Source organism: Aeromonas sp. 97A (assembly GCF_051919185.1).
Taxonomy (GTDB): Bacteria; Pseudomonadota; Gammaproteobacteria; order Enterobacterales; family Aeromonadaceae; genus Aeromonas; species Aeromonas veronii.
On the sequence record NZ_JBQBFF010000001.1, the window covers coordinates 3780001 to 3796964 of the forward strand.

A 16964-nucleotide genomic window follows, 5' to 3' on the forward strand; every position below is an offset into this window, starting at 1 on the left:
GCGCTGGAGCCGTCCTTGAAATACCACCCTTGTATGTTTGATGTTCTAACGCAGGGCCCTGAATCGGGCTCGCGGACAGTGCCTGGTGGGTAGTTTGACTGGGGCGGTCTCCTCCCAAAGAGTAACGGAGGAGCACGAAGGTTGGCTAATCCTGGTCGGACATCAGGAGGTTAGTGCAATGGCATAAGCCAGCTTAACTGCGAGACGGACAGGTCGAGCAGGTACGAAAGTAGGTCATAGTGATCCGGTGGTTCTGAATGGAAGGGCCATCGCTCAACGGATAAAAGGTACTCCGGGGATAACAGGCTGATACCGCCCAAGAGTTCATATCGACGGCGGTGTTTGGCACCTCGATGTCGGCTCATCACATCCTGGGGCTGAAGTCGGTCCCAAGGGTATGGCTGTTCGCCATTTAAAGTGGTACGCGAGCTGGGTTCAGAACGTCGTGAGACAGTTCGGTCCCTATCTGCCGTGGGCGTTGGATGATTGAAGGGAGTTGCTCCTAGTACGAGAGGACCGGAGTGAACGAACCTCTGGTGTTCGGGTTGTCACGCCAGTGGCACTGCCCGGTAGCTAAGTTCGGAATCGATAACCGCTGAAAGCATCTAAGCGGGAAGCGAGCCCTGAGATGAGTCATCCCTGACCCCTTGAGGGTCCTAAAGGGCCGTTGGAGACCACAACGTTGATAGGTGGGGTGTGTAAGCGCGGCGACGTGTTGAGCTAACCCATACTAATTACCCGTGAGGCTTAACCATACAACACCCAAGAAGTGTTCTAAGGCTTGTAACAGATACCAAGCGAACTACTCAAATTCAGTGATAGTGACAAGCCAAGCGCAACATCACTACTCACGTCAGCTTTCTAGATTAAGAATTTGCCTGGCGGCCATAGCGCCGTGGAACCACCTGATCCCATGCCGAACTCAGAAGTGAAACGCGGTAGCGCCGATGGTAGTGTGGCATTCGCCATGCGAGAGTAGGACACTGCCAGGCACCCAATACAAGAAACCCCGCTCATCGAGCGGGGTTTTTTATTGCCTGCAATTTAGAAAATCGTCAGATAACTGACCTTTTATTCCCTCTTCCCTGCCGTTTTCTCCATTTTTCCTCCTCGATTTTCTCCGGTTCTGCCATCGCCGCTGGCTCTGGTTGCCGTTATAATGGCCGCCCTCAAGCAAGGTGGTGGTATGAAAGCAGAATATCTACAGCGATTCGGGGGCATTGCCCGTCTTTATGGTCAGAACGCCCTGCGTTCCTTTAGCCAGGCCAAGGTCTGTGTGGTGGGGATCGGCGGTGTGGGCTCCTGGGCAGCCGAGGCGCTGGCCCGTGCCGGTATCAACCAGATCACCCTGATCGACATGGACGATATCTGCATCACCAACACCAATCGCCAGATCCACGCTATGCAGGGGACGGTCGGTCGCCTCAAGACCGAGGTGATGGCCGAGCGTATTCGCGCCATCAATCCGGATTGCGAAGTGAGCGAGGTGGATGATTTCGTCACCGCCGATAACCTGGCCGAGCATATCAAGCGGGAGTTTGACTATGTGGTGGACGCTATCGACTCAGTCAAGGCCAAGGTAGCGCTGATTGCCTTCTGCAAGCGCAGCAAGATCCCGGTGATTGTGGCGGGAGGTGCCGGCGGGCAGATGGATCCGACCCAGATCACTGTGGCGGATCTGGCCAAGACTATTCAAGACCCGTTGGCGGCCAAGGTGCGCTCCGACCTGCGCCGGTTGCACAACTTCAGCAAGAATCCGGCGCGCAAATTCGGAGTGGAGTGTGTCTTCTCAACCGAGCAGTTGAGTTATCCGGATGGCAATGGCGGTACCTGTCAGGCCAAAGCGGCCAGCGATGGCACCATGAAGATGGATTGCGCCTCCGGTTTTGGCGCTGTGACGCCGGTGACGGCAACCTTCGGGCTGGTTGCCGCGTCCCGGGTATTGAAGAAAATTGCCGAGCGGGGTGCCCGCGCCGAGAAAGAGGCCGGGAATGAAAACGCCGGGTCGATTAGCGAAGCGTAATCGACCGATGAACAAGGCGGGTTAGACTGCCTGCTCCCGGATCGCCAGCACGATCGCTCTGAGCCCGTTACCTCGTGACGGGCTCAAGTGTTTTTCCAGCCCCAGTTCGGTGAAATACCCTTCCATATCAAAAGCCTGGATCGCCGCAGACGATTGGTGGTTGAGTGCCGCCAGCACGATGACGATAAGGCCCCGCACGATCCGGGCATCGGAGTCACAGGCAAAGTGCCAGCAGCCATTCTCGCTTTGTTCTCCCTTCAGCCAGGCCTGGCTTTCACACCCCTTGAGGCGGAACTTCTCCTGCTGCCATTCGGCGGGGAGTGCTGGCAGCTGCTTGCCGAGCTGGATGATGAGCCGGTACTGGTTCTCCCAGCCATGAGCGGCGGCAAACTGCTGGCGGATGGTGTCGGCGTTGGGCTCAAGGCCAATCTGGGTATAGCTTGCGAGGTCACTCATTCGGTTGTCTGCCTTAGAAGAAGTCACTGAGTTTGTGCAGGGCGGCCAGCAGGGCGTCGACATCATCCCGATTGTTGTAGCAGGCCAGCGAGGCGCGCATGGTGCCACCGATACCGAGCGACTCCATTAGTGGCATGGCGCAGTGATGGCCGACTCGCAGGGCGATCCCCTGCATATCGAGCAGGGTGGCGGCATCTTGCGGGTGGATATCCTCCAGCAGGAACGAGACCGCTCCGGCGCGCTGATTGGGTTCGCCGATTAGACGCAGCCCCGGCACCTGTTGCAGGCCTGCGACCAGATAGTCGGTCAGCGCTTGCTCATGCTGGGCAAGCCATTGCCGATCTTGCCCCATCACAAAGTCGATAGCGGCGGCGAGGCCGATAGCGCCAGCGATATGGGGGGTGCCCGCCTCGAATTTGAAAGGCAGGGTATTGAAGGTGGTGCCGCTGAAACTGACCCGATCGATCATCTCGCCACCGGCTTGCCAGGGCGGCATCCGCTCCAATAGCTCGGTGCGGCCCCACAACACACCGATGCCGGTCGGGCCATAGAGCTTGTGGCCGGAGAAGGCGTAGAAGTCGCAACCGATGGCTTGCACATCGACGTCGAGATGAGCCACCGCCTGAGCACCGTCGATCAGGGTCAGAGCGCCGACTACCTTGGCGGCAGCCACTATCTCTTTGACTGGATTGACTGTACCGAGGGCATTGGAGACGTGGGCCACGCTCACCAGCCGGGTGCGTGCTCCCAGCATGGCGTGATAGGCGGCCAGATCGAGATCGCCCCGCTTATCGAGTGGGATAACCCGGATCACCGCGCCGGTACGCTGGGCGACCAGCTGCCACGGGACGATATTGGCGTGGTGCTCCAGCGTGCTGAGGATGATTTCGTCCCCTGTCTTGAGTTCGTTCATCCCCCAGCTCTGGGCTACCAGATTGATCGCTTCTGTGGTACCACGGGTCCAGATAACTTCGTGGCTGCGGGGCGCATTGATAAAGCGGGCGACCGTTTCGCGGGCGGCCTCGAAGGCACGGGTCGCGCGGCCACTCAGGGTGTGGGCGGCACGGTGCACGTTGGCGTTGTCGATCCGATAGTAGTGAGCGATGGCATCCAGTACCGCTTGCGGTTTCTGGGTGGTGGCGGCGTTGTCCAGATAGACCAGAGGGTGGCCGTTTACCTCCTGCGTCAAGGCCGGAAACTGGCTGCGCAGTTGGTCGTGCTGTTGCTGATTCATGCTCCCCTCATCATCTGGAAAAAGTCATCATCTCGAAAGGTCGGCCATGATCCTGAAAATAGCGCCCGAACACAAGGCGCGATAAGCCCGATTGGCGGTTGCCTGCCGTGCAGCAGGTACGGCTCGTCCGGTGATTTCTGGTACAATGCCGCCCCTCATCATAAGCCAAGAGATCCGGCCCATGAAGCTCAACCCCAATCAGAACGAAGCGGTCAAGTATGTCTCCGGCCCTTGCCTGGTGCTGGCGGGTGCCGGATCGGGCAAGACCCGCGTCATCACCAACAAGATTGCCTATCTGGTGCAGCAGTGCGGCTACAGTGCGCGCAACATCGCTGCGGTCACCTTTACCAACAAGGCGGCGCGGGAGATGAAGGAGCGGGTCGGCCAGACCCTGGGTCGCAAGGAGGCGCGGGGGCTGATGGTCTCCACCTTCCATACCCTGGGTCTCGATATCATTCGTCGGGAGCACAAGAGCCTGAATCTCAAGGCGAACTTCTCCCTGTTCGATGACACCGACCAGCTGGCGCTGCTGAAAGAGTTGACTGAAGACGAGCTCGACAACGACAAGGACAAGCTCTCGGCCCTTATCAGCCAAATCTCCAACTGGAAGAACGACCTTATCCTGCCAGCCCGCGCCATGCGCATCGCCCGTGGGCCGGAAGAGGTGTTGATGGCCCAGCTCTACGAACGTTATCACCGCCAGATGGTGGCCTATAACGCGCTGGATTTTGACGACCTCATCGTGATGCCGACCCTGCTGCTCAAGAGCAATCAGGAGGTACGCGAGCGCTGGCAGAACAAGATCCGCTATCTGCTGGTCGATGAGTATCAGGACACCAACACCAGCCAATACGAGCTGGTGAAGCAGATCGTCGGCGAGCGGGCCCGTTTTACTGTGGTGGGGGACGACGACCAGTCCATCTACTCCTGGCGCGGTGCCAAGCCACAGAATCTGGTGCTGCTGAGCGAAGATTTCCCCAGCCTCAAGCTGATCAAGCTGGAACAGAACTACCGCTCCAAGCGGCGTATCCTCAAGTGCGCCAACATCCTGATCGCCAACAATCCCCACGTCTATGACAAGGCGCTCTTCTCCGAGCTGGATGAGGGGGTGAAGCTCAAGGTGCTGTTCGCCAAGAACGAGGAGCACGAAGCGGAGCGGATCGCCGCCGAGATGATGGGCCACAAGTTTATGAACCGCACCCGGTTCAAGGATTACGCCATCCTCTATCGGGGCAACCATCAGTCGCGCATCTTCGAGAAGGCGTTGATGACCAACCGGATTCCTTACCGTATCTCGGGCGGTACCTCGTTTTTCTCCCGCACCGAGATCAAGGACATCATGGCCTACCTCAAGCTGCTGGTGAATCCGGATGAGGACACCGCCTTCCTGCGGGTGGTCAACCTGCCGCGCCGCGAGATTGGCCCCACCACCCTCGAAAAACTGGGTCAGTATGCCAACCAGCGCGGCAAGAGTCTGTTTGCTGCCAGCTTCGAGCTGGGGCTCGAGCAGCACCTCTCCGGCCGCGGCCTCGTGGCCCTGCAGGCATTTACCAATTGGCTGGTACGCCTTGGCGATCAGGCGCTGCGTGGCAATCCGGTGGAGGCGGTGCGGGACATGATCAAGGAGATCCACTACGAAGAGTGGCTCTACGAGACCTCACCCAGCCCGAAAGCGGCCGAGATGCGGATGCAGAACGTCTCCACTCTCTATCGCTGGATCACCGAGATGCTGGAAGGAGATGAGCTGGAAGAGTCGATGACGTTGGCACAGGTGGTCACTCGCCTCACCTTGCGCGACATGATGGAGCGCAACGAAGGGGAGGACGACGCGGATCAGGTGCAGTTGATGACGCTGCATGCTTCCAAGGGGCTGGAGTTTCCCTATGTCTACATGGTGGGGATGGAGGAGGGCTTGCTGCCCCACCAGACCAGCATCGATGAAGACAATGTGGAGGAGGAGCGGCGGCTCGCCTACGTGGGGATCACTCGGGCCCAGACCGAGCTGACCTTTACCCTCTGCAAGGAGCGGCGTCAGTTTGGCGAGTCGGTACGGCCAGAGCCGAGCCGCTTCCTGCTGGAGCTGCCGCAGGATGACCTTGAATGGGAAAACCAGAAGAAGGTGACCGCCGAGGAGCGCCAGCAGAAGGGGCAGGTCGGTGTTGCCAACCTGCGGGCGTTGTTCAAGAAGGATTAACCCTAAGGATTGGCCGGGGTCAGTAGCGGTACTATGTCTGCTCCCGGCATGGGCGGTGAGATATAGCGCCCTTGCCCCATCCGGCAGCCAATATCGATGAGCTTCTGCAACTGCTGCTGGTTCTCGATCCCCTCGACGACCAGGGTGTAATCGAGATCCTGACAGATATCCCGCATGGCGCGGATCAGCGCCAAATCTTTGGGCGATTGCAGCATCCTCTGGGTAAAGCTGTCATCCACCTTGATGTAATCCACCGGGAAGTGGAACAAGGCGTTGAGGGAGGAGAAGCCGGTGCCGAAATCATCGAGGCTGATCTGGATACCCTTAGCCCTCAGGTCATGCAGGGATGCCAGCGCATCGGAATCTTGCCGCGACAGCTCCCGCTCGTTGAATTCAAAAATCAGATAGCCGGGGGCGACCCCTTCCTCTTCGATAATTCCCATCAGCCGCATGATGTGGTCATGGTTGACCAGATGCTTGCCCGACAGATTGATGGCGACCTTGAACTTGCTCTGCCCGGAGATTGGCAGCCAGTTCTTCAGTTGCTGACAGGTGTGGCGCAGGATCTGGTAATCCAGCTCCAGAATCAGGCCGCACTGCTCTGCCAGCGGAATAAAGTCGAACGCATCCTTCAGAATCCCCTCCTCGGTCAGCCAGCGCGCCATCACCTCCAGTCCGGTCAGGCGGCTATCCTGCAGCCGGATCACAGGCTGGAAGTAGGGGACGATACGCCCCTCCCGCAGGGCTCTGGCCAGCATCTCTTCCGGCGAATTCCAGTTCTGGTTGATGCAATCATCCGAGTAGCTGACGATGCGACTGCGACCATTGCGTTTGGCCTGATACATGGCCAGATCGGCCTGATGGAGCAGCTGGCTGATATCTGAGGTTTGCTCGGATACGCTCGATACCCCAAGGCTGACGGTAATGCTCAGCTCGTTGCCGAGTAGCCGGAACGGGTAGGAGAGACGGCTGATAATGCGGTTGAGCACCGGGCTGATGTCATCGTCGCTCTTGCTGCTGTCCAGATAGATGACGAACTCATCGCCCCCCAGTCTGGCCACCAGATCGTTTTGCCGGATGCAGGTCTGCAGGCGGCGGCTGACTTCCTTGAGCAGCTGATCGCCAGCACTGTGGCCCAGGGTGTCATTGATCTGCTTGAAATGATCCACATCGATAAAAATTACCGCGAATCCCGGCGACTTGTAGCGGTTGTAGTGGGTCATGGCGTGGTTGAGGTGGTTCATCAACAGCGCGCGGTTGGGAAGTTGGGTCAGCGGGTCGTGAAGCGCATCGAATTGCAGCCGCCGTTCCAGCTCCTGATGCTGCTTGAGCTGCTTTTGCAGCCTGAGGTTGGTCTGACGCAGCTGTTGTAGCCGCTGGTTGATGGAGTCTTCGGTATTGATGTCGTTGAGCTGCTGGCGGATCCGTCTCAGCTCCAGCAGCAGGGTGAGCTGGCCACGCAAGAAGCCGAGAAACAGCTTGTCGTCGGTCTCCAGCGGTTGAGCCGTGCTGATGATGAAGTGGGCGAAGTACTGTTGTTGCAGCCGCAGCGGCATGCTGTGCCAGTAGCGTGACTCCCTGCTCACCTCGATATTGCTGGTGCTGTGGCACAAGCCGCTGATGAACTCGTCTCCCTGATGGGGATGGGCGGGGTAGATCTTTTCCAGCTTCTGACTGGTTAACCTGACCAGCAGCATGTCCTCGATGGTGAGCATCTGGCGCAGTACCGCTTCCAGCTGGGAGAAGAGCGCCTGAGCCGGCAGGGTATTGGCGAGCCGCATGATGCGGCTGATGCTCTCGATTTTCTTTTTCCAGTTCGGGTCTTTGCGGATCAGCGGCGAAGGCAGCTCGGTGAGATGGGATCCCGCCTGGGTTTCGGTCAGCCGTTTGGCCAGACACTCCAGCAGCAGACGCAGGGTCGGCAGGTCGGCTGGTGTGCCACGCGCCAGCAACCACTGTATCTGGCCATGCTCGATGGGGAAGACGCACCACCCTTCGGCCTCATCCAGCTGGGTGAGTTGATCGGTTATACGGGACTGCTCCCGGCCCAGCTGTTGCTTGAAGATGTCGCTGACCTTGTAGGCGTAAAGCCAGTTCAGACCGGTATCGGAGAGGCCCAGCATGCCGAAATGTTGCAGCGGGCAGAGTTGGTCAATCTGCTGGATCAGGGCATCGTAATCGTCAGATGTGGCGGTTTGTGGCGCCGGGAAGTCCATAATGGCAGAGACCAACGCCAACAGGGGAGTTGAGTAGTGGGGTTCGATGGATTGGGCCGACATGTGCAACTCCCGATATGTCTACCTTACAAGAGTAGTCGGAAGCCGATAGATTGAAAGGGCCGCAATTGCGGCCCTTTCAAATACTTACAGCTTGTCGATCATGTAGTGGATGGCGTTTTCAATCTCTTCATCACTACAGTTCGCACAGGTGCCGCGCGGAGGCATCATGCCGGACTTGCCGGTAAAGCCTTCAATGGCATGTTTCTTGAGAGTATCAATGCCCTGGGCGATGCGAGGATCCCAGGCGGCCTTGTCACCCCGTTTGGGGGCACCGGCGGCGCCGGTGTCGTGACAGGCAAAGCAGGCGCCCTTGTATACCGTTTCGCCATCGCGGGGACCGGAGGAGGCGGTCGCAGCAGGTGCAGCACTCGCGCCGGCAATACCTTCCAGATCCTTGGCGGTATAGACCTGACCGATTGGTTTTATCCGCTCGGCAATGGCTTCCGGTGACATTTCATCGGCAGCAAGCACTGCCCCAGACAAGCTGGCGGCCGTCATCCCGACAGCCAGCAAATAGCTCAGTTTTTTCAACACGCTCATATACTCCCAGCAGTCTTTTATTATCCATGTAAACGACGGGATTATAACCGAATAGTTACAGCCATTTAAACGCTTGTGTGTGAAGTGTTAAACACTCTGCGCACAAAGTTTTGGGCGATATCACGGCAATTTGGGTGGTGGAGATAAAAAGAAACCCGGCATTCGCCGGGTTTCGAGTAACCAAAGGGTGAAAAGGGTTATTTATCCCAGCTCAGGATCACCTTGCCGGAGTGGCCGGAGCGCATCGCATCGAACCCTTGCTGGAATTCGTCGATGTGGAATCTGTGGGTGATGATGGGGGAGAGATCCAGCCCTGACTGGATCAGGCTGGCCATCTTGTACCAGGTCTCGAACATCTCGCGGCCATAGATCCCTTTGATAAACAACCCCTTGAAGATCACCTTGTTCCAGTCGATGGCCATGGTAGAGGGGGGGATGCCAAGCATGGCGATCTTGCCGCCGTGGTTCATCTTGTCGAGCATCTCCTGGAAGGCGCTCGGGACGCCGGACATCTCCAGCCCCACGTCGAAGCCTTCGGTCATGCCCAGCTCGCTCATCACGTCGGCCAGCTTCTCCTTGGCCACGTTGACCGCGCGGGTGGCGCCCATCTTGCGGGCCAGCTCCAGTCGATATTCGTTGACGTCGGTGATCACCACGTGGCGCGCACCCACATGGCGGCAGACGGCGGCGGCCATGATGCCGATGGGGCCTGCCCCGGTGATGAGCACATCTTCACCCACCAGATCGAAGGAGAGGGCGGTGTGCACCGCATTGCCGAACGGGTCGAAGATGGCGGCCAGCTCGTCCGGGATATTGTCCGGCAGCTTGAAGGCGTTGAATGCGGGGATCACCAGATACTCGGCAAAGGCGCCCGGGCGGTTGACGCCAACACCAATGGTGTTGCGGCAGAGGTGAGTGCGCCCGGCACGGCAGTTACGGCAGTGACCGCAGGTGATATGCCCTTCACCGGAGACCCGATCGCCGATGGCGAAGCCGCGCACCTCCTGACCGATGGCGACCACTTCCCCAACATATTCATGGCCGACCACCATGGGTACCGGAATGGTCTTCTGGGACCACTCGTCCCAGTTGTAGATATGGATATCGGTGCCGCAGATGGCTGTTTTGCGGATCTTGATCAGCAGGTCGTTGTGGCCGAGCTCGGGGGCCGGCACATCCGTCATCCAGATGCCGACCTCTTTGTGCAGTTTGGAGAGTGCTTTCATGGCTGTTCCTTCAATATGAATGCAGAAAAAAGGGGCTGCAGCCCCTTGATTCAAATCAGATAACGCCGAGTTCACGGCCGATGCGGATAAAGGCGTCGATCGCCTTGTCCAGTTGCTCGCGGGTATGGGCGGCAGACATCTGGGTGCGAATGCGGGCCTGGCCCTTGGGCACGACCGGGAAGGAGAAGCCCACCACATAGATGCCGGCTGCCAGCATGCGGCTTGCCATTTCGGAGGCCAGTTTGGCATCCCCCAGCATCACCGGAATGATGGCGTGGTCGGCGCCAGCCAGAGTGAAGCCAGCGGCGCTCATTCGCTCGCGGAAGTAACGGCTGTTCTCTTTCAGACGTGCGCGCAGGTCGTGACCTTCCGCCAGCATGTCGATCACCTTGATAGTGGCGGCAACGATGGAGGGGGCCAGCGAGTTGGAGAAGAGGTACGGGCGGGAGCGCTGACGCAGCCAGTCGATCACCTCTTTCTTGCCGGAGGTATAGCCGCCGGACGCGCCGCCGAGCGCCTTGCCCAGAGTGCCGGTGATGATGTCGACCCGATCCATCACGCCGCAATATTCGTGGGTGCCACGACCGTTTTCGCCGATAAAGCCGACGGCGTGGGAGTCATCCACCATCACCAGCGCATCGTATTTGTCTGCCAGATCGCAGATGGATTTGAGGTCGGCGATGACCCCATCCATGGAGAAGACACCGTCGGTGGCGATTAGCTTGAAGCGGGCGCCATCGGCGTCAGCCTGCTTGAGCTGGGCTTCCAGCTCGGCCATGTCGTTGTTGGCGTAGCGATAACGCTTGGCCTTGCACAGCCGCACGCCGTCGATGATGGAGGCGTGGTTGAGGGCATCGGAGATGATGGCATCCTCGGCGCCGAACAGGGTCTCGAACAGACCGCCATTGGCATCGAAACAGGAGGAGTAGAGGATGGTATCTTCGGTGCCGAGGAAGGCAGACATCTTCTGCTCCAGCGCTTTGTGCTGATCCTGGGTGCCACAGATGAAGCGCACCGAGGCCATGCCGAAGCCGTGGCTGTCGAGTCCCTGATGGGCGGCAGCGATCAGATCCGGGTGGTTGGCCAGCCCAAGATAGTTGTTGGCACAGAAGTTCAATACCTGCTCACCGCCGACGGCGATGCTGGCCTGCTGGGCGGAGGTGATGATGCGCTCCTGCTTGTACAACCCTTCAGCTTGCACTTGGTTCAGTTGCTCGGTCAGGTGACGATAGAATCCGTTAGACATCCTCGATCCTTAGTGGCTATTTCAGCTGCGTATCAACAGAGGGCGACATTTTACTGCAATCTGTTGCGGTAAATTCAAATGATTGTGCTGATATTCAACAAATGTGAAACAGATCTCACCCAGCTGGTTGGGCCAGCTGGCGGTAGTGCTGTTCCAGCTGCTGGATCTGTCCGGCAACCTGGGGTTGCACATAGGGGCGCAGCAGGAACAGCACCTTCAACACGCCCTGATAGAGCAGCGGTTTGGTGATGCGGGTGTTGGGGGCCTGGGCAATCTGGAACGGGATCCAGCAGGTCACCACCATCTTGATGGTCTGGCCCAGATCTGGCAGGTCTTCATCGCTGACATCTATGATGCCGCCTTCGCGCAGACTCCTGAGCAGGGCGACCACGGAGGAGCGCATCTGCTCCTGGGCCTTGAGGTACTTCTGTTGCAGCGGTTCGTCACGGCTCAGGATGTCCGGCAGGTTGGCGTAGAAGAAGCGGAACTGCCACATCAGATAGAAGATGGCATCGAGATAGCCCATCAGATCCTGCAGAGTGATTTCACGGTTGCGGGTCGGCACGAAGCTCTCGCTCAGGTGACGGGCATACTGGTCGAAGATGGAGTGGATGATGTCTTCTTTATTGCGGAAGTGGTAGTAGAGGTTGCCCGGGCTGATACCCATGTGCGCCGCAATGTGGTTGGTGGTGATGTTGCGTTCACCCTGATCGTTGAACAGCTCGGTCGCGCTGTGAATGATCCTGTCTCTGGTTTTCATCACTCATTCCTCCAACAGGTTCCGCTCGGGGCAGTTTTGAACAAGGTCGAATCCCCGGACGGCCCGTGATAAACTTTTCGGCAATTTCAAATTGGCTCACTATACACAGCTTTAACAAGCAGTCACATGTAGCCATCAACGTACGAGAGGCAAACTCCATGATCGTAGTAACTGGCGGTGCTGGCTTTATCGGCAGCAATCTGGTCAAGCAGCTGAACGCTCAAGGACGGACCGATATCGTGGTCATTGATGACCTGACCGACGGCACCAAGTTCGTCAACCTGGTCGATCTGACCATCGCTGACTACATGGACAAAGACGAGTTTCAGGCGCGCATCGTCTCCGGTGACGAGTTTGAAGAGTGGGACAACGGCATCGAGGTGATCTTCCACGAAGGCGCCTGCTCTGCTACCACCGAGTGGAACGGCAAGTTCATCATGGAGGTCAACTACGAGTACTCCAAGGATCTGTTCCACTACTGCATCGAGCGTGAAATCCCGTTCATTTACGCCTCTTCTGCCGCGACCTACGGTGGCCGCAACGACAACTTCATCGAAGATCCCAAGTTCGAACAGCCGCTCAACGTCTACGGCTACTCCAAGCAGCTGTTTGACCAGTACGTGCGCCGCTGGATGCCGGAGATCAACTCTCAGGTCGTCGGCCTCAAGTACTTCAACGTCTACGGCCCGCGCGAGCAGCACAAAGGCTCCATGGCTTCCGTCGCCTTCCACCTCAATACCCAGGTGAAGAAGGGCGAGAATCCCAAGCTGTTCGAAGGTTGCGATGGCTTCCCGAACGGTGGCCAGATGCGTGACTTCATCTATATCGATGACGTCTGCAAGGTAAACCTCTGGTTCTGGCAGAACCCGCAACACTCCGGCATCTTCAACTGCGGTACCGGCCGTGCCGAGCCGTTCCAGAACGTGGCCGAAGCAGTGATCAAGCATCATCAGAAGGGAGCCATTGAGTACATTCCCTTCCCAGATCACCTCAAGGGCCGCTACCAGAGCTTCACCCAGGCTGATATGACCAAGCTGCGCAGCGTGGGTTATGACGCCGAGTTCAAAACCGTTGCCGAAGGGGTAGCGGATTACATGGCCTGGCTCAACCGCTAACGGGTGAGCACAACGCGGCAGTTTGAGCGCAAAACCGGAAGTGGGCACTCGCCTGCTTCCGGTTTCTGGTCTCTGTGGCTGCTTGCCGTTCCTCTCTTCTCTATCGGGTAACCGCGCGATGAATATATTGATGGCACTCTCCCAGCTCGAGGTAACGGGAGCTGAGGTCTATGCCACCACGGTCGGTAACGAACTGACCCGGCGTGGTCACAACGTCTTTTATGTGTCAGATACCCTGACCAAGCCGACCCTTGGCCCCGTCTTCAAGCTTCGATTCAACAAGCGCAGCATCTTGCGCCGTTTCTGGCACGTCTTTTACCTTATCTATCTCATCAAAAAGCACCATATCCAGTTGGTGCATGCTCACTCCCGCGCCTCCGGCTGGAGCAGCTATGTGGCTTGCAAGCTGACTGGCACCCCGATGATCACCACGGTGCATGGTCGCCAGCCGGTGCACGCTTCGCGCAAGGCGTTCCATGCACTCGGCTATCGGGCGGTTGCCGTTTGTGAAGATATTGCCCATCAGATAGTCGACAATCTGGGAGTGGATCCCGCGATTGTGCAGGTGCTGCGCAACGGTATCGAAACCGACAAATTCCAGCCTGTGCCTGCGCCGGATAATCCAAATCTGGTGATTGCCATCATTGGCCGTTTGAGCGGCCCCAAAGGGGAGCTCTGTTACCGTCTGCTCGACGAGGTACTCGATCTGGATGCCTGCAAGGTGCGGATTGTCAGCGGTACCAAGGTGCCGGAGCGCTTTGCCCGTTTCGAAGGACACGCCGATTTTGTTGGCTATGTCGATGATGTGCCCGCTCTGCTGGCGAGTTGCGATCTGGTTATCGGCGCGGGTCGGGTAGCGATGGAAGCACTGCTCTGTGGTCGGCCCGCCTTTGCCATTGGTGAAGCCAGGGCCATTGGTCTGGTGACGGAACGAAATCTGGACGAGGCGCTGGCCAGCAATTTTGGCGATATCGGCCTCAAGGATCTGGCTATCGATTTTGCTGCCCTGAAGGGAGAAATCGAGACCGCCCTGGCCAGCAAGACGGTGCCGGAAGTCATTCGTCAACGCATTCAGGATGAGTATGGCTTGCAGGGGGTAGTATCTGGCCTCGAAACCATCTATCAGGATGCCGTAGTCGAAACACTGCGCCGCGAGATGCCCGTCATCATGTACCACCGTTTTATCGAGCAGGATAGCGAGAAAGGAGTGCATGGCACCTGGATGCCGATCACCATGTTCGAGAAGCATCTGCGACTGATGAAGTGGAGGCTACGAAACCCTGACTTTCCGTGATTTGGCGGACAAAGGCTTTATCCACCGTCTGCAATACGGCAAGAAGTACCTGATGATCACTGTCGATGATGGCTATCAGGACAACCTGACCCGCATGCTGCCACTGCTGGAAAAATATGGTTACAAAGCTGTGGTGTACGTGGTCACCGGCGAAGGTTATAACCGTTGGGATGTGGAGCATCCGACCAATCCGGATACCAAGGTCTCATTGATGAGTGGTGAGCAGGTCAAGGCGTTGGCCGCCAGCGGTCATGTGGAAATTGGTGGTCATACCCTGACTCACCCACGTTTGAGCAAGCTCACACCCGAACAACAAGCCCATGAAATTCAGGAGAATAAACACCAACTGGAGGCCCTGCTTGGCCATCCATTGCTCTCGTTTGCCTACCCTTACGGAGATATGAACGACAGCGCCAAGGAGCAGGCTATCGCTGCCGGGTATCGTTTTGCCGTTGCTACCAATAGCGGCCCCAAAGCAATGCACCAGGACCCTTTCCAGATCCGTCGGATTGCCATCTTCCCCCGTACCGATGTATTCGGGTTGTGGCGCAAAATTCGTGGGAATTATGTTTTTAGAAAGTGAGAAAAGAATGATGGTCTTAGTGAATAAAGAGAGGTTTGTACCTCTTGTGGTGCAAACCTCGGCTTTTTTGTTTGGCGCGCTTGCTCTTGCTGTTCCAAGTGGATACTCATATGGCCCCGCGTTGCTGGCAATAGTGAGTCTTTTTGTCTTTTGGCGTAAAGAGTACCTCTCTGCCATGGAGAAAGAACATAAAATAATTGCATCATTGCTTTTATCATACTTCGTTCTTTTTTTAATATCTGTTATTGTCGATGGTAGTTCATTTAGCCAATTAGATAGACCAAGTCGGGCATTAATGGCTGCTCTAGTGATCCCTATACTTGCTAAACATAAAGTTAAGTTGGAAGTTTTACTTTGTGGGTTCGTTTGTGGTGCGTTAATAGCAGCCAGCACCGCAATTTACGATAAATTCTATCTCGGATATGAGCGAGCATTCGATTTTTATTCAATGCCAATACAATCTGGAAATATTAGCATGTCACTTGGCCTTTTTTGTCTATGTGGCTATTTTTGGTATCGAGTTAAAAATGCTAAGTATTTTTCTTACCTTTATATGTTAGGTGCAATTTCTGGTTTTACTGGGAGCTTCTTATCCGGGGCCAGAGGTGGTTGGGTATTGCTTCCATTCGTGATTATTTCGATATTAATTCTGTATAGAAAAATTGTTACAAATAATGAAAAAAAAGGATTGTTGTTTTTGTTTGCAATTGTTATGGCTATGGTGCTTACACCTCAAACAGGCATGTTGAAAAGATTTTATGCTGCGAAAACTGATATAGAACAGTACATTGATGGTACTAACTTGGATACATCGCTTGGCATTCGTTTTCAATTGTGGGGGAGTGCTTGGGATTCATTTAAGGAGAAGCCATTTTTCGGGTGGGGACAAAATGGTTTACGTGAGTCACAGAAACAACAATTAAAAGAAAATAAAATCACTAATTTCATATATAACTTCAACTATCATGCACATAACCAATATCTTGAAGAGATGGCAAAACGTGGAATTATAGGGTTGTTAGTACTGCTTGCCATGCTATGTGTTCCTATCCTATTGGTGAGGAAGAGGTTCTCGATTATGGCACAAGAGTCGCCTGCATATAGTGGAGGCGTTCTCGTTATTGTCACTTGTTTAACAACAGCTGACTATCATCTTAGTCAAGCCTATTTTTGTCATAATTCAGGCATCTCGTTTTTTGTCTTCTCTTTAGTATTGGCACTATCAGTTTCAATTAATAATGAGAATCAACAATGAAGATATATGTTGTTAGTCTGGAACGTTCCAGTGAGCGTAGAGAGCGTATCACAAAGCATTTGTCTGGTTTAGGCATTGCATTTGAGTTTTTCTCCGCGGTAGATGGTCGCGTAGAAAAAACTCCAGGATATGATGATGAGCAAAGAATAAAAGAGAAGGGTCACTCACTAACTCTGGGTGAAAGAGGCTGTTTTTCAAGTCATAGAGCATTGTGGGCAAAGTGTGTTTTATTAAAAGAGCCAATATTAATTTTAGAGGATGATGTAGATGTTTCAGATTCGTTTTTAAATTGTCTCAAAGACCTCGATGATATCTTATCACATTATCGTTATGTGCGATTAGGGCGAGGACCACTTAAAAAGATGCCAATATTTGGCGCATATTATTCTATGCAACATCTTAGTGGAGTAGAGGGGCACTCACTCGTCAAGTATTTGAGAGGGCCGAGTTGCTGCCATGGATACGCGCTGTCGCCTACAGCTGCGGAAAAATTTCTCAGTTACTCAGAGTCATGGTGGTGGCCAGTGGATGATTATATGGATAGTGAACATATTCATGGTGTTTGTGACTATGGTATTGAGCCTCCGATCGTGTTGCAAACAGACCTGCCATCTGAAATTGGATATTCTGAACGAGAAAACAAAGGAAAACGCTCTCTATTTTCGAGAGCGAGAAAAGAAGTGTTTCGTTTTCGCGGCGATTTATTAAGCTATTTATTTAATATTGCTATCTATATTAAAAATTTTCGACGTTGATTGT

12 protein-coding genes, 2 rRNA genes and 1 pseudogene (1 of these 15 running past the window's edge) are annotated in these 16964 nt (G+C 55.5%); 8 read left to right on the forward strand and 7 right to left on the reverse strand.

Annotation, left to right across the window (positions count from 1 at the left end; translation table 11 throughout):
* The 3 genes from ACTG27_RS17185 to tcdA all read left to right on the forward strand — a co-directional run.
* Positions 1-755 (forward strand): 23S ribosomal RNA (locus tag ACTG27_RS17185) (it extends 2135 nt beyond the left edge of the window).
* Positions 756-877: 122 nt separating this feature from the next.
* Positions 878-992, forward strand: a 5S ribosomal RNA gene (gene rrf / locus ACTG27_RS17190).
* Between the two features lie 194 nt (positions 993-1186).
* On the forward strand, positions 1187-2023 hold the full coding sequence (gene tcdA, locus ACTG27_RS17195; RefSeq protein WP_362785750.1) for a tRNA cyclic N6-threonylcarbamoyladenosine(37) synthase TcdA: 837 nt from the start codon (positions 1187-1189) through the stop codon (positions 2021-2023).
* A 21-nt stretch (positions 2024-2044) separates the two neighbouring features.
* Here the strand turns inward: tcdA and ACTG27_RS17200 are convergent, their stop codons facing one another.
* Entirely contained in the window at positions 2045-2479 is a 435-nt protein-coding gene (locus ACTG27_RS17200) for a SufE family protein (protein WP_362785747.1), read from the reverse strand.
* Positions 2480-2492: 13 nt separating this feature from the next.
* Positions 2493-3713, reverse strand: a complete 1221-nt coding sequence (locus ACTG27_RS17205) for an aminotransferase class V-fold PLP-dependent enzyme (RefSeq protein ID WP_439980036.1) — start codon at positions 3711-3713, stop codon at positions 2493-2495.
* A gap of 181 nt (positions 3714-3894) precedes the next feature.
* Here ACTG27_RS17205 and rep point away from each other — a divergent pair, with 181 nt between their 5' ends.
* Entirely contained in the window at positions 3895-5907 is a 2013-nt protein-coding gene (gene rep, locus ACTG27_RS17210) for a DNA helicase Rep (RefSeq protein ID WP_005340859.1), read from the forward strand.
* A 2-nt stretch (positions 5908-5909) separates the two neighbouring features.
* Here rep and ACTG27_RS17215 read toward each other — a convergent pair whose 3' ends face one another.
* The 5 genes from ACTG27_RS17215 to ACTG27_RS17235 all read right to left on the reverse strand — a co-directional run bounded on the left by ACTG27_RS17215 (position 5910) and on the right by ACTG27_RS17235 (position 11958).
* On the reverse strand, positions 5910-8186 hold the full coding sequence (locus tag ACTG27_RS17215; RefSeq protein ID WP_439980037.1) for a putative bifunctional diguanylate cyclase/phosphodiesterase: 2277 nt from the start codon (positions 8184-8186) through the stop codon (positions 5910-5912).
* Positions 8187-8270: 84 nt separating this feature from the next.
* Positions 8271-8726, reverse strand: coding sequence for a c-type cytochrome (locus ACTG27_RS17220; protein WP_058056430.1), 456 nt, complete (start codon positions 8724-8726; stop codon positions 8271-8273).
* A gap of 197 nt (positions 8727-8923) precedes the next feature.
* Complete coding sequence (tdh, locus tag ACTG27_RS17225; RefSeq protein ID WP_005340852.1) at positions 8924-9952, reverse strand: L-threonine 3-dehydrogenase; 1029 nt, start codon at positions 9950-9952, stop codon at positions 8924-8926.
* Positions 9953-10007: 55 nt separating this feature from the next.
* The gene (locus ACTG27_RS17230; RefSeq protein ID WP_005342487.1) at positions 10008-11198 is read right to left on the reverse strand and encodes a glycine C-acetyltransferase; all 1191 of its coding nucleotides are present in this window, start codon (positions 11196-11198) and stop codon (positions 10008-10010) included.
* Between the two features lie 115 nt (positions 11199-11313).
* Positions 11314-11958, reverse strand: coding sequence for a TetR/AcrR family transcriptional regulator (locus ACTG27_RS17235; RefSeq protein ID WP_005340848.1), 645 nt, complete (start codon positions 11956-11958; stop codon positions 11314-11316).
* A gap of 158 nt (positions 11959-12116) precedes the next feature.
* On the opposite strand from ACTG27_RS17235, the gene rfaD reads away from it, so the two are divergent.
* The 4 genes and pseudogenes from rfaD (at position 12117) to ACTG27_RS17255 (ending at position 16960) form a co-directional block, all read left to right on the forward strand.
* Positions 12117-13073 carry an ADP-glyceromanno-heptose 6-epimerase gene (rfaD, locus tag ACTG27_RS17240; RefSeq protein WP_005340846.1) on the forward strand — a complete coding sequence of 319 codons (957 nt, stop codon included), beginning with the start codon at positions 12117-12119 and terminating at the stop codon, positions 13071-13073.
* 118 nt (positions 13074-13191) lie between these two features.
* Positions 13192-14950 (forward strand): annotated as a pseudogene (locus tag ACTG27_RS17245) (polysaccharide deacetylase family protein).
* Entirely contained in the window at positions 14934-16205 is a 1272-nt protein-coding gene (locus ACTG27_RS17250) for an O-antigen ligase family protein (protein ID WP_439980534.1), read from the forward strand. The pseudogene ACTG27_RS17245 and the gene ACTG27_RS17250 overlap by 17 nt, the downstream one beginning before the upstream one ends.
* Entirely contained in the window at positions 16202-16960 is a 759-nt protein-coding gene (locus tag ACTG27_RS17255; RefSeq protein WP_439980038.1) for a glycosyltransferase family 25 protein, read from the forward strand. The genes ACTG27_RS17250 and ACTG27_RS17255 overlap by 4 nt, the downstream gene beginning before the upstream one ends.
* The last annotated feature ends 4 nt before the right edge of the window (positions 16961-16964 follow it).

Coding starts and splice junctions, on each gene's coding strand:
- tcdA (WP_362785750.1), top strand. CDS start 1,187: ATGAAAGCAGAATATCTACAGCGATTCGGGGGCATTGCCCGTCTTTAT.
- ACTG27_RS17200 (WP_362785747.1), bottom strand. CDS start 2,479: ATGAGTGACCTCGCAAGCTATACCCAGATTGGCCTTGAGCCCAACGCC.
- ACTG27_RS17205 (WP_439980036.1), bottom strand. CDS start 3,713: ATGAATCAGCAACAGCACGACCAACTGCGCAGCCAGTTTCCGGCCTTG.
- rep (WP_005340859.1), top strand. CDS start 3,895: ATGAAGCTCAACCCCAATCAGAACGAAGCGGTCAAGTATGTCTCCGGC.
- ACTG27_RS17215 (WP_439980037.1), bottom strand. CDS start 8,186: ATGTCGGCCCAATCCATCGAACCCCACTACTCAACTCCCCTGTTGGCG.
- ACTG27_RS17220 (WP_058056430.1), bottom strand. CDS start 8,726: ATGAGCGTGTTGAAAAAACTGAGCTATTTGCTGGCTGTCGGGATGACG.
- tdh (WP_005340852.1), bottom strand. CDS start 9,952: ATGAAAGCACTCTCCAAACTGCACAAAGAGGTCGGCATCTGGATGACG.
- ACTG27_RS17230 (WP_005342487.1), bottom strand. CDS start 11,198: ATGTCTAACGGATTCTATCGTCACCTGACCGAGCAACTGAACCAAGTG.
- ACTG27_RS17235 (WP_005340848.1), bottom strand. CDS start 11,958: ATGAAAACCAGAGACAGGATCATTCACAGCGCGACCGAGCTGTTCAAC.
- rfaD (WP_005340846.1), top strand. CDS start 12,117: ATGATCGTAGTAACTGGCGGTGCTGGCTTTATCGGCAGCAATCTGGTC.
- ACTG27_RS17250 (WP_439980534.1), top strand. CDS start 14,934: ATGTTTTTAGAAAGTGAGAAAAGAATGATGGTCTTAGTGAATAAAGAG.
- ACTG27_RS17255 (WP_439980038.1), top strand. CDS start 16,202: ATGAAGATATATGTTGTTAGTCTGGAACGTTCCAGTGAGCGTAGAGAG.